Raw genomic sequence first — 11,949 nt, forward strand, 5'->3', positions numbered from 1 at the left:
ATCGGCGTGATCGCGCGCAAGCCCGAGTATTTGCCCTATATCCGCTCGGCGCTGACCGAAGAAACCGTGAAGGACTACTTTGCGCATCTCTGCAACGGACCGGTCGAGCGGTTCGAACTGCCCGGCATTCATGCGCTGAACTTCCTGCTGCACGACTCGCTGGGCGGCGGCGGCATCGCATCGGTCAGGATCGACCCGCAGGGCAAGGGCTTCGCACAGATGCTCCTCGATATCCAAATACCTGTGCCGGCCGAGCTTCCCGCGCGCGACGGGCTTGCGGAGATGGCAGATGCTGACGCTTAACAACGTCCAGATCGTCTACGACAACGTGATCGAGGCCGTGCGCGATGCATCGCTGAGTGTGGATCAGGGGCAGATCGTCACACTTCTTGGGTCGAACGGGGCGGGCAAGTCGACAATCCTCAAGGGAATAGCCGGCGTTTTGTACCCGGAAGAAGGCGACATCATCGGCGGCACGATCAGCTTTGACGGCAAAAACCTGATTGGCCGCAAGCCCGACGAAATCGTGCGCGACGGCATCGTCATGGTGCCGGAGGGGCGCCAGTTGTTCGAGCCGCTGACCGTCGAGGAAAACCTGATGATGGGCGGCATCACCCGAACCCGGGCGGCCGCGGCCGAGGCGCTGGACTATGTCTTCTCGATCTTCCCGCGCGTCAAGGAGAAGCGTGGCACGATTGCCGGCTATCTGTCGGGCGGGGAACAGCAGATGGTGGCGATCAGCCGCGCCCTGATGTCGCGACCGCGCCTGCTGATGCTAGACGAGCCCAGCCTGGGCCTGGCCCCGCAGATCATCACCGAAATCTTCGCCGCGGTGACCAGTCTGGTTAAGGAAAGCAACGTCTCGATCTTGCTGGTGGAACAGAACGCCGAATTGGCGCTGTCGATTGCAAGCTACGGATATATCATCGAAAACGGCCGAGTGGTGATGGATGGCACGCCGCAGAAACTGATGAGCAACGAGGATGTCAAGGAATTCTACCTGGGCTTCTCCGAATCTGGCCATCGGCGCAACATGCGGGACGTGAAACACTACAAGAGACGCAAGAGGTGGCTGTCATGAGCGTGCTTTTGCAGGTCGACAATCTGGTCAAGAAATTTGGCGGTGTGACGGCAGTCAACGATGTCAGCTTTCCGGTCCTCAAGGGCGAGATCTTCAGCCTGATCGGTCCGAACGGCGCCGGCAAGACCACCATGTTCAACATGATCAGCCGGGTTCTTCCGGTCACGTCGGGCACGATCACTTTGGATGGCAAGGACATCACACGTACAGCGCCGCACAAGATTGCCTCCCTTGGAATGGGGCGCACCTTCCAGAACCTGGCGGTGTTCAAGCATGCCAGCGTTGTTGATAACATTCTGGTGGGGCGCCACAGCCACATTAATACAAGCGTTCTGGGAGGGCTGATTTTCGGGCCAACCACGCGGGCGCAGGAGCGGGCCCACCGCAAACGGGTCGAGGAGATCATAGACTTTCTCGAAATCCAGCATGTCCGCGACATGCCGGTTGGTGCTCTGGCCTACGGGTTGCAGAAAAGGGTCGAACTGGGCCGTGCCCTGGCCACCGAACCCAAACTCTTGCTACTCGATGAAATGGTTTCGGGCATGAACGCCGAGGAGACCGAGGACATCGCCCGCTTTATCCTCGATCTCCGGGAGGAACTGGATATCACGGTGATGATGATCGAGCACGACATTGGTATTGTCACGGATATTTCCGACCATATCGGCGTGATGAATTTCGGCGAGCGCATCGCCTATGGCACGCCGGATGAAATCCGGGCCGATCCGCGTGTGATCGAAGCCTATCTCGGGCACAAACTGGAAGAAGCATGGGGGCGGGTTGATGGACGATCTGAACCAGCGCTTTGAGGACGGCAATATCACCCTTCCGCAACTGTTGCTGCACTGGGCCGGTACCATTCCTGATGAACTGGCGATCCGGGAAAAGGACCTCGGGATCTGGAACCGGGTCACCTGGGCCGAATATTTTGCCAAAGTGCGGGGCTTTGCCCTGGGCCTCCACATCAGGGGGTTCGGGCGCGGCGATCGTCTGGCCATCGCCAGCGAAGACACGCCGGAATGGCTGTATTCCGACATCGCCGCGCAGGCGCTGGGTGGCATGACGGTCGGGGTCTATCCGACCAATCCCTGGCGCGAACTCAACTATATCCTTAGGCATTCCAAGAGCAGCATCATCGTATGCGGGGATCAGGAACAGGTCGACAAGGTGCTGAATGCCGAAGCGATCGAAGGTGCCTTTCCCAACCTCAAGCTGATCGTGTGCGTCGACATGAAGGGGATGCGCAATTATGACCGCACGCGCCTCAAATCGTTTGACGAAGTGGTGCAGGAAGGGCTGGATCATGCCTCGGGCCACATCGACGACGCCGATTTCTTCCTCGATTGCGTCAATGCGGGCAAGCCCGACGATCCGGCGGTTGTGGTCTATACGTCAGGCACCACCGGCCCGCCGAAAGGCGCAATGTTGTCGCACCGCAACCTGCTTGTGGCGTCTTATCCGCTGATAGATCAGTTCAATCTGACACGCGATCGGTATTCGGTGGTCTGCTACCTGCCGCTTTGCCATGTGGCCGAACGTGTATTCTCCACCATTCTCAGCCTGATGATCGGCGGCGCCGTGAATTTTGCCGAATCCATCGACACGGTACAGGTCAACCTACGCGAAATTGCACCACGGGTGTTTCTGGGCGTCCCGCGCATCTGGGAAAAGCTCCAGTACAGCGCGTCGATCCGAATTCAGGATGCGCGGCCCATGGCCCGGCGGGTTTACAACTGGGGGCTGGACCTGGGACAGGCGCATTTCCGCAAGATCGAGGCCGGCCAACAACTGAACCCGGTCGAGCGCGTCAAGCATTTTGTAGCCAAGATCCTGGTTTTCAACCCGCTCAAGCGTTTCATGGGGATCGACAAGGTGCATTGCAGCTTCGTCGGCGGCGCATCCATCTCGCCCGAGGTCGTCCGGTTTTTCCGGGTGATCGGCGTGCCGCTCTATCAGGTCTATGGCATGACCGAATCGGGGGGTCTGGCGTTCTTCCAGAATGCCGACAAGGCAACGGTCGGGGCAGCGGGTGTTCCCGCGCCGGGCCTGCAATACAGGATAGCCGAAGATGGCGAACTGGAGATCAAGCACCCCAGCGTCTTTCTGGGCTATCTCGACAATGAAAAGGCCACGGCCGAAACCATCATTGATGGCTGGTTGCAGACCGGCGATGTGGTTGAACAGCTGGATAACGGCGAAATCGCCATCGTCGACCGGAAGAAATCCATCATCATCACGTCGGGCGGCAAGAACATCACACCGTCTGAAATTGAAAACGCCCTGAAGGATTCGATCTACATCTCTGAGGCGATCGTGGTCGGCGAGGGGCGTAACTTCCTCGGGGCATTGCTCCAGATTGACTACGATACCGTCGGCAAGTGGGCTCAGGCGCAAGGCCTCGCCTATACCACGTTCAGCCACCTTTCCAGCCTGGATGAGGTCAGGGAACTCATCGCCAAGGAGGTGGCACGGGTGAATGACACCTTCGCACGCGTGGAAAACATTCGAAAATTCGTGCTTCTGAAAAAGCAGCTCGACCATGACGACGGCGAACTGACGGCCACCCAGAAGGTGCGGCGCAACGTCATCGAGACAAGGTTCGAAGCCGAGATGGCGGAAATCTACGCCTAGGGGGAACAGCATGGACTATTTCATTTTGCTCTGCGTTTCGGGGATTGCCATCGGCGTGATCTATGGCCTGATCGGAATGGGCTATGCTCTGATCTTCAAGGCGACCAGCGTCGTCAATTTTGCCCAGGGCGAAGTCATGATGCTGATATCATACATGGCTTTCGCGATAGCACGTTCCTGGACCCTGCCGTTCTGGGGGTTGCTGGCGGTTTGCGTCGTGCTTTCGGCGGTTGTCGGCCTGTTGATCGAGCGGATTTTCATCCGCCCGATGCTGGGGCAAGACGTCTTTTCAACCGTGATGGTCACCATCGGGCTGGCGGTGATGATACGCGCCCTAGTGGTGATGATCTGGGGGGCCGACCCGCTGGTTCTGCCCACCGACATCGGTGACAGTGGCGTCGAGATCGGCCTGGTTTTCCTTTATACGTCGCAGCTCTATGCTATCGGTCTGCTTGCGCTTTGCGTGATCGGCATGTGGGTTTTCCTGCGGTTTTCGCGCACGGGCGTCGCCATGCGGGCCACGGCCGCGCGCGAAACCACCGCGCTGCTGATGGGGATCAACGTGACGTATGTTTACGCCCTGGCCTGGGCCATTGCGGCGGTCATTGCCGGGATTGCCGGCGTGCTGCTGGGAACGATCTATGGCCTGGGGCCGGATATGTGGACGCAAGGGCTGCGCGCCTTTCCGGCGGTTATTCTCGGCGGTCTGGACTCGGTGTTCGGTGCGGCGATCTCCGGCGTTTTCATCGGTCTGCTGGAGAACATGTCCGAAGGCTATATCGGGCGCGGGCTGAAGGAGATTTCCGGCTTCCTCGTCATTCTGGTAGTTCTGATGATCCGCCCCTACGGGCTGTTCGGCACGCCCGAGATCGAGAGGGTGTGAGCTATGCGGACAGGTGTCTTTCAAGAGAGCTATGGCGAGCTGATCTCGCTGATCCGCAACCCGACGCAGGCCTATTGGACTTGGGCGTTGGTCATCATGTCGCTGGCGGCGCCGTTCGTGTTGAGCAATCACGTGACGTCGCTGGTCAACGGTATGTTAATTACCGCGATCGGGGTAATCGGCCTGAACCTTCTGACCGGTACGACGGGCCTGATTTCCTTCGGTCAGGCCGGGTTTCTTGCGGTGGGCGGCTATACTGCGGCCATCCTCTCGGCAGATTACAACATGCCGCTGTGGTTGTGCCTTCCGGCGGGCGCTCTGATGGCGGGGGCTTTCGGGCTGTTGGTCGGGATACCATCGCTGCGCCTGAAGGGGCTGTATCTGGCGATCACTACGCTCGCATTTACCATCATCATTACCCATGTCATCCTCAGCGCCGAAAGCATCACGCATGGGTCGTCTGGCATCTCGACACCCAAGCCGGCGATCTTCGGCATGGTACTGGATACCGATAAGTCGTTTTACTACCTGATCCTGGCGGTTCTGACGCTGGCCGTCCTGGGGTCGGCCAACATCAAGCGCAGCCGCATCGGCCGTGCCTTTCTGGCGATACGGGAACAGGATATCGCAGCGCGCGCGATGGGCGTCCCGGTGGCGCGATACAAGCTTTATGCCTTTGTCGTCAGTTCTTCTTACGCGGGCGTGGCCGGGGCGCTGATGGCCTATCATATCCGTTTCGTGAACGTGGACAGCTTTAGCCTCGTCATCTCGATCGAAGCTGTGTCCATGATCATCGTTGGCGGCCTCGGGTCCACCGCCGGGGCGGTGATCGGCGTGGTGTTCGTCGTAGGGCTGGCCGAACTCCTGAACTATGCGTTCAGCTCGCTAGGCGGGACGCTCGGGTCGCTGTCGGCGCTGGAACTGAAAGGGTTCCTTTACGGTCTGACCATCGTACTCTTCCTGCGGTTCGAGCCGGACGGGCTGATGGGGATCTACCGCGAATACAAGAACCGTTGGGTCAACTGGCCATTCAGATACTGATGCGAACGGCCCGGGAGGACGGGCCACAAAAAGGGGAGAAGTGAGAATGAGAATGAGAATGAACTGGATTTTGAAAGGGGCGCTTTCAGCCACCCTCCTGGTGGCCGGAGCCGTCGGTGCAATGGCGGAACCCGGCGTCACCGACGACAAGGTCGTACTGGGTGCCGTGGACCCGCTGACAGGCCCGCCCAGCCTGCTGGGCAAGGCGCACAGGCTGGCGCTGCAAGTCTGGCAGGATGACGTGAATGCCCGTGGCGGCATCAACGGCCGCAAGGTCGAGATCGTGTTCGAGGATGACGGATATGTCCCGGCACGCTCGCTTCAGGCGCTGAAGAAGATGGTTGAGGTCGATGACATCTTCGGGCTGATCGGCACCTCCGGCAGCGCGCAGCTGGCGGCTATGATGCCCATGATCAACGAGCTCGGCATCCCGACACTCAACAACATGGCGGTGAACTCGCACCATTTCAACCCGCCGTTGAACCCGTTGTTCGTGGTCGGACCAACCTATTGCCAGGAAATTGCCGCCGGCATGACTTACCTCGTCGAAGAACTGGGTCTGAAAGACGGCAAATACGCGATCGCCTTTCAGGATGATGAATTTGGCGACGATGTGCGCTGCGGCTATCTCGAAGGGGTCAAGAAATACGGGCTCAACAATGTTCTGGAGCTGGAATTCAAGCGCGGCCAGAAGGATTTCTCGGCCGAAATGCTACGGGCACGGGCCGCAGGCGTGACCGTGCTGGTATCCGGCGGCGTCGTTGCCGAACACTCGATTATGCTGAAGGAAGCCGCCAAGAACCGGATGGATATCACGTTCCTCGGCGCCCATTCCGCGCATCTGACCCCGGTTCAGGCGTTGGCTGGCAGTGCAGGTGACGGCTATTATGCGGCGGACTATGTGCCCGCGCTGACCTCGCTTGAGGTTCCAGGTGTGGCGAAGTTCATGGAACTGGCCAACACATACCTCAGCGAGGACGAACGAAATTCGCTGAACCGGTACTCGCTGGCGGGCTATGCCGGGGCGCTGATTTTCGAGCACGCGATGGCCGAATGCGGCGCTGACCTGACCCGGGCCTGCGTGATTGAAAAACTGGAAGGTCTGGACGGGTTCGAAACCGATGGCCTGCTGGGGCCCGTCACCTATGGCAAAGGTAACCGTCACGCGCCCACGGCGGTGATCGTTCTGCAGTCCAACGCGGACAAGAAGGACTTCACCATCGTGTCTGAGCGTATGGAAATCGAATGATCAGCTAACATGACAACGCCGCCCCCGTGCCGACACGGCATTGGGGGCGGCAAGGCCAAGCAGAAAGACCCGCGGATATGAGCATCACCAAGCTTCTTGTGGCGAATCGAGGAGAGATTGCCGCGCGCGTGGTGCGCACCGCCCGCGCCATCGGCATCAAGACCGCCGTGCTGCGTCATCCCGCCGAGGTGGACGCACCGGCACACGCAATTGCCGACCAGGTCGTGACCATCGACGGACCAACCCCGGTCGCGGCCTATCTGGATATCGGCCAGATCGTCCAGGCCGCACGGCATATCGGCGCCGACTCCGTGCATCCCGGCTACGGGTTTCTGGCCGAGAACGCGGCCTTCGTCAAAGCGCTGGACGAAGCAGGGATCATCTTTGTCGGACCGACTGCGGAGGTCATTGACCTGATGGGCGACAAGGTGCGCGCCCGCAATTTCGTCGCGGAACGCGGCTTTCCGGTGGCGCCTTCCGCCATCGAGGATGACAATCCGGGCGATTTCGTCGAGCGCGCCCGCGCTGTGGGCTATCCGCTGCTGATCAAGCCCTCTGCCGGCGGCGGCGGCAAGGGAATGCGCATCGTGCGCGAGGATGCCCGTCTGCGGGCAGAGATCGAAACCGCCCGCCGCGAGGGCGAACGCTATTTCGGCGACGGCCGGCTGTTTGTCGAAACCTATATCGAAAACCCGCGCCATATCGAAGTGCAAGTGATGGGCGACGGTCAGGGAAACGTTGTCCATCTCTGGGAGCGCGAATGCTCGATCCAGCGCCGGTTCCAGAAGATCATCGAGGAAACCCCCTCCCCCGCCCTGAGACCCGGCCAGCGCGAGGAAATCTGCGAGGCCGCAGCGGGCATCGCGCGGGCGGTGAACTATCGCGGCGCCGGCACGGTCGAGTTCATCTATGCCAACGATAGCCGGTTCTATTTCCTCGAGATGAACACGAGGCTTCAGGTCGAACATCCCGTCACCGAAATGGTCACGGGTTTCGATCTGGTTGCCGAACAGTTGCGCATTGCAGCCGGCGAGCCGCTGGGACTGCAGCAGGACGACATCCACCAGACCGGCCATTCGATCGAACTGCGCGTCTGCGCCGAGGATGCGGATGCCGATTTCCGCCCCGCGATCGGCAACATCCTGTTGATGGAGGAGCCCGCCGGACCCGGCGTGCGGGTCGACAGCGGCATTCTGGAGGGCGGCAAGGTCACCACCGATTTCGACCCGATGCTGTCCAAGCTGATCGTGCACGGCCGCGACCGGGCCGAGGCCATCGCGCGCGCCCGCCGCGCGGCGCTGGATTATGTCATTCTGGGCGTCACGACCAACCTGGGCTACCTCTATGCGATCCTTGAGCATCCAAGGTTCGGGTTCGGCGACCTGTCGACCGGGTTTCTGGACGAGGAAGCAGACGCGCTGAAACGTGCCCCCGACGCCTCCTCTACCGACATCCTGCTGGCCGCCACCGCACTGTCCGACGCGCGCCTTGTGCAGGCCGTCGAGAGCGTGCCCGCGATTTATCGAATGATGGGGGGGTGGAGAAACTGATGCGCCGTATTCTTGAAGTCCACGGAGAGGAAATCCCGGTCTGGCTGGCCTCGGTCGGGCAATTCCATGTGTTGCACTTGGGCGATCGTGAAATCCCCTGCGCCCTCACGACCGCGCCCGGCAAGGGCGCCTTTACGCTGGATCTGAATGGCACCAGTATCGCGCTGCGGATCGCCGTGGGGGAAGAGGCCACATTCGTGCACCTCGACGGCCGCGCCTATGAGATCGGGCGCACCGATCCGTCGCAAACCCTGGGCCAGGCCGACGGCGGTGCCCCGCAGGACCGGATGATTGCACCGATGCCGGGTGCCGTGATCTCCGTCTCGGTAGCCGCGGGCGATGCCGTAACCGAGGGCCAGGCCCTTATGGTGATCGAAAGCATGAAATTGGAAACCACCATCACCGCACCGCGTGATGGTGTCGTTTCCGAGGTGCATTTTGCCCCCGGCGATAGTTTCGACGGTAAAGTGGTGTTGATTGGTTTCGAACCGCTGAAGGACGCCAGCTGATGCGCCGAATGCAATCCCAGATCCGCCCGGACTCAGCCGAGTTCAAGGCAGCCTCTGAGAAAATGCAAGCCGTGGTGAAACGGTTCCACGACTTGCAGGACAAGGTCCGCTATGACCGCCCCCAGCGCGATCTTGACCGGCTGAAGCGTCAGAACAAGATGCTCGCGCGCCAGCGGTTGGAGCTTCTGCTGGACCCCGGCACGCCGTTTCTGGAATTCTCGACGTTGGCGGCGTATGATCTCTATGACGGTCAGGCACCGGGGGCCAACGTCATCACCGGTGTCGGGGTGATTTCCGGACGCGAAGTCGTGATCCATGCCGACGATAGCTCCAACAAGGGCGGGGCCTGGTATCCCATGTCGGTGCCGAAGATCGTGCGTGCGCTGGAATTCGCCTTGGAAAACAACCTGCCGGTCGTGCATATCTGCGACAGCGCGGGCGGCTATCTTGAGGAAATGTCAGGCGTCTTTGCGCCGGGCGGGCGAGTGTTCCGCAACCAGTGCATCCTGTCGAAGAAAGGCATACCGCAGGTCGCCATCGTCTGTGGCCATTGCACCGCCGGCGGGGCCTATGTGCCCGGGCTGTGTGAATATACCATCATCGTCCGCGGCACCGGCGCGATCTTCCTGGGCGGTCCGCCCCTGGTCAAGGCCGCCACCGGCGAAGAGGTTTCGGTCAACGATCTGGGCGGGGCCGACATGCACACGTCGATCTCGGGCACCGGTGATTATCCGGTGGATACCGAAGAGGCTGGAATCCTGCTGGCGCGGGAAATCGTCGCCACCTTTCCGCGCAAACCCCGCGCCTTCGACTGGGCGGCCCCCGAAGAGCCCTACTACGATCCAAGGGAAATCTACGGCATCGTGCCGACCGACTACCGCGTGCGGTTTGACATGCGCGAAGTCATTGCCCGCATCGTCGATGGTTCGCGTTTTCACGAATACCAGCCAAATTACGGCATCACGCTGGTGACGGGATATGCCCGCATCTGGGGCTGCAAGGTCGGCATTCTCGGCAATAACGGCGTGCTGTTCAACGACAGCTCGCTGAAGGCCGCGCATTTCATTCAGCTTTGCAACCAGACCGGCACGCCGCTGATTTTCCTGCAGAACACCACCGGCTACATGATTGGCCGCGAATACGAGGAACGCGGTATCACTAAGGACGGGGCCAAGATGCTGATGGCACAGGCCGGCTCCGAAGTGCCAAAACTGACGGTGCTGACCTCTGGCGCATTCGGGGCCGGGTATTATGGAATGTGCGGGCGGGCATGGGATCCACGGCTTCTCATGACATGGCCCAATGCTCAGATGGGAGTGATGGGGCCGGAACAGGCCGCGCGCACCCTTGGCGATGTCAAGCTGGCACAGATGCGCCGCGCCGACCCCGATCTCAGCGACGAGGTGGTGCAGGAATTGCGCGACCGCGTGCGCGCCAAGGCGGAAAACGAAACCTCGGCCTATTGGTTCACATCGCGGCTCTACGACGATGGCATCATCGACCCGCTGGACACCCGAAACATGCTGGGCATCGCGCTGACCTGTGCGGCGGGCGTCAGCCCAGGTGCGCCGCATTATGGCGTCTACAGAATGTAAGGCACAGGTCGTGATCTGCCGGAGGGATTTCTCCTCAACCGTGGATTGGAGTCCGCCCCAAGTTTTGCTCCGGTCCCGTTCTCTGGACCGCCGGAAGCGAGAGTTTTCCCGGCCATTTCACGACGGCGTGCTGGTGGCGCCGTCGGGATTGAGCAAGAGATCGGATTGCGCCCGATCGCCCCATGCGGGTGCACCTCGTTATACAAGTCGACGACGGAACGCCCACGGGACCGGTTTTTAGCGCGAGCTTCTCTATCCTTGGCATCCTTGGACTGGGCGTGCAAATCTTTATCCACGAGGTGTGTGATCGACAAGAAGGATGCAGCGGTTTCCCGCTGCACCATTTCCGGCCAGTCTTTGCATCGGTGGCTGGAGGTTCCTGCGAGGATGGTCGGGTTCCCAGCACGGACTGGCGCATCACGGATGCTACGGCCTACGCTTATGGTAAGACTGGTGTCGCGCCGGGATTTGGCCGATCCGCCGTTCGAATAGGTATCCGACGCAGGACGCGCGCGAGGCCGCGCGAGGAATGGCTGACACTGATTCCGGGGAAAAGGTTATGTCAGATCTGATGCGACACAGCCTCGACTTCGTCTCCCGCAAGGATCGCAAGCCGGTCGCCGGCGCGCTGAAGAACATCTATCGTGTTCGACGCCGTCGCCGGAGAAGCGGCAATCGGCGCCTTCGAGGAAGGTATCTGGGGGCGCCGCTATCCGGCCATCGCCAGAGTTGGCGTCGCGCCTGGAGCGAGGTCGTGCCCTTCTACGCCTTTCCTTTTGACGTACGCCGAATCTTGTATACTACGGATGAGATCGACAAGCGCTTTATGCGCGGGCGACCTCGTGGAGAAGCGCGGTGCATCGGCTGCAAGCGCCGCCGAGCAGCCTATTCAAGCCTTGCCCGGATTGAGGCGCCCGCGAAGTGCTCGTAACTCTCCTCGGGCTTTCGGGCGATGTTCATCTCCTGATGCCGCAGTTCCTTCACGTGGTAGGCATAGGTTGGCCTACATGCATTGCCCTTCCTCTGCATCTTCCCCGCCTGCAGCTCCATTCCGCGCACCTTGTGAGCGACCAAGCTTGGCCGAGCCCACATATACTCCTTCTCCTTGGTGAGCATGTGCCAGACTAGGGCGATCCTTCCGATCGACCCCGGAGAGAACCCTGAGCCCGGCAGACGCTGCATCAGCGGAAAGAAAGGAACTCGTTGACAAAAGCGATTAGAGAACGTGGTGGGACATCATCATACGGAGTCTCTCCCAGATTGTCGCGCTATAGCGTGCCTAAGCGCCCGCGCAAGCAGCGACATCGTGATCTCGGCGAGATAGTCGAAGACCAGATAATCGATGTCGCCCCGGGAGACCAATTGCCCAACCGCTTCGGGCGTATCCCCCCAGAAGCCGGACGCGCATCC

At 60.6% G+C, this 11,949-nt stretch carries 12 protein-coding genes; 11 read left to right on the plus strand and 1 reads right to left on the minus strand.

Features of this window, described 5'->3' with window-relative positions:
• From ABGN05_RS29780 to ABGN05_RS29830, 11 genes are all read left to right on the plus strand, one after another.
• A partial coding sequence (locus ABGN05_RS29780) for an AtuA-related protein (protein ID WP_367957664.1) occupies positions 1–303 on the plus strand: 303 nt, incomplete at its 5' end.
• Positions 290–1,081 carry an ABC transporter ATP-binding protein gene (locus ABGN05_RS29785; protein ID WP_367957665.1) on the plus strand — a complete coding sequence of 264 codons (792 nt, stop codon included), beginning with the start codon at positions 290–292 and terminating at the stop codon, positions 1,079–1,081. The genes ABGN05_RS29780 and ABGN05_RS29785, both read left to right, overlap by 14 nt.
• Positions 1,078–1,890, plus strand: a complete 813-nt coding sequence (locus tag ABGN05_RS29790; RefSeq protein WP_367957666.1) for an ABC transporter ATP-binding protein — start codon at positions 1,078–1,080, stop codon at positions 1,888–1,890. Before ABGN05_RS29785 ends, ABGN05_RS29790 begins: the two co-directional genes overlap by 4 nt.
• Positions 1,865–3,712 carry an AMP-dependent synthetase/ligase gene (locus ABGN05_RS29795; protein ID WP_367957667.1) on the plus strand — a complete coding sequence of 616 codons (1,848 nt, stop codon included), beginning with the start codon at positions 1,865–1,867 and terminating at the stop codon, positions 3,710–3,712. Before ABGN05_RS29790 ends, ABGN05_RS29795 begins: the two co-directional genes overlap by 26 nt.
• 10 nt (positions 3,713–3,722) lie before the next feature.
• On the plus strand, positions 3,723–4,595 hold the full coding sequence (locus ABGN05_RS29800) for a branched-chain amino acid ABC transporter permease (protein WP_257810445.1): 873 nt from the start codon (positions 3,723–3,725) through the stop codon (positions 4,593–4,595).
• Between the two features lie 3 nt (positions 4,596–4,598).
• The gene (locus ABGN05_RS29805; protein WP_367957668.1) at positions 4,599–5,636 is read left to right on the plus strand and encodes a branched-chain amino acid ABC transporter permease; all 1,038 of its coding nucleotides are present in this window, start codon (positions 4,599–4,601) and stop codon (positions 5,634–5,636) included.
• A gap of 58 nt (positions 5,637–5,694) precedes the next feature.
• Complete coding sequence (locus ABGN05_RS29810) at positions 5,695–6,885, plus strand: ABC transporter substrate-binding protein (protein ID WP_367957669.1); 1,191 nt, start codon at positions 5,695–5,697, stop codon at positions 6,883–6,885.
• A 77-nt stretch (positions 6,886–6,962) separates the two neighbouring features.
• Positions 6,963–8,435 (plus strand): acetyl-CoA carboxylase biotin carboxylase subunit, encoded by a 1,473-nt coding sequence (locus ABGN05_RS29815; RefSeq protein WP_367957670.1) that lies wholly within the window; start codon positions 6,963–6,965, stop codon positions 8,433–8,435.
• Positions 8,435–8,944 (plus strand): biotin/lipoyl-containing protein, encoded by a 510-nt coding sequence (locus ABGN05_RS29820; RefSeq protein WP_367957671.1) that lies wholly within the window; start codon positions 8,435–8,437, stop codon positions 8,942–8,944. The genes ABGN05_RS29815 and ABGN05_RS29820 overlap by 1 nt, the downstream gene beginning before the upstream one ends.
• An 8-nt stretch (positions 8,945–8,952) precedes the next feature.
• The gene (locus ABGN05_RS29825; protein ID WP_367957672.1) at positions 8,953–10,539 is read left to right on the plus strand and encodes an acyl-CoA carboxylase subunit beta; all 1,587 of its coding nucleotides are present in this window, start codon (positions 8,953–8,955) and stop codon (positions 10,537–10,539) included.
• A 559-nt stretch (positions 10,540–11,098) separates the two neighbouring features.
• The gene (locus tag ABGN05_RS29830; RefSeq protein ID WP_367957673.1) at positions 11,099–11,470 is read left to right on the plus strand and encodes a transposase; all 372 of its coding nucleotides are present in this window, start codon (positions 11,099–11,101) and stop codon (positions 11,468–11,470) included.
• A gap of 308 nt (positions 11,471–11,778) precedes the next feature.
• On the opposite strand, the gene ABGN05_RS29835 is transcribed toward ABGN05_RS29830, so the two are convergent.
• The coding region (locus ABGN05_RS29835) for an acyclic terpene utilization AtuA family protein (RefSeq protein WP_367957674.1) at positions 11,779–11,949 on the minus strand (171 nt) is incomplete at its 5' end.

It is taken from the genome of Aquibium pacificum (genome assembly GCF_040839445.1).
Classification (GTDB): domain Bacteria; phylum Pseudomonadota; class Alphaproteobacteria; order Rhizobiales; family Rhizobiaceae; genus Aquibium; species Aquibium pacificus.

Excerpts from the sequence above, each read along its gene's own strand:
- ABGN05_RS29785 (WP_367957665.1), top strand. The coding sequence starts at position 290 with ATGCTGACGCTTAACAACGTCCAGATCGTCTACGACAACGTGATCGAG.
- ABGN05_RS29790 (WP_367957666.1), top strand. The coding sequence starts at position 1,078 with ATGAGCGTGCTTTTGCAGGTCGACAATCTGGTCAAGAAATTTGGCGGT.
- ABGN05_RS29795 (WP_367957667.1), top strand. The coding sequence starts at position 1,865 with ATGGACGATCTGAACCAGCGCTTTGAGGACGGCAATATCACCCTTCCG.
- ABGN05_RS29800 (WP_257810445.1), top strand. The coding sequence starts at position 3,723 with ATGGACTATTTCATTTTGCTCTGCGTTTCGGGGATTGCCATCGGCGTG.
- ABGN05_RS29805 (WP_367957668.1), top strand. The coding sequence starts at position 4,599 with ATGCGGACAGGTGTCTTTCAAGAGAGCTATGGCGAGCTGATCTCGCTG.
- ABGN05_RS29810 (WP_367957669.1), top strand. The coding sequence starts at position 5,695 with ATGAACTGGATTTTGAAAGGGGCGCTTTCAGCCACCCTCCTGGTGGCC.
- ABGN05_RS29815 (WP_367957670.1), top strand. The coding sequence starts at position 6,963 with ATGAGCATCACCAAGCTTCTTGTGGCGAATCGAGGAGAGATTGCCGCG.
- ABGN05_RS29820 (WP_367957671.1), top strand. The coding sequence starts at position 8,435 with ATGCGCCGTATTCTTGAAGTCCACGGAGAGGAAATCCCGGTCTGGCTG.
- ABGN05_RS29825 (WP_367957672.1), top strand. The coding sequence starts at position 8,953 with ATGCAATCCCAGATCCGCCCGGACTCAGCCGAGTTCAAGGCAGCCTCT.
- ABGN05_RS29830 (WP_367957673.1), top strand. The coding sequence starts at position 11,099 with ATGTCAGATCTGATGCGACACAGCCTCGACTTCGTCTCCCGCAAGGAT.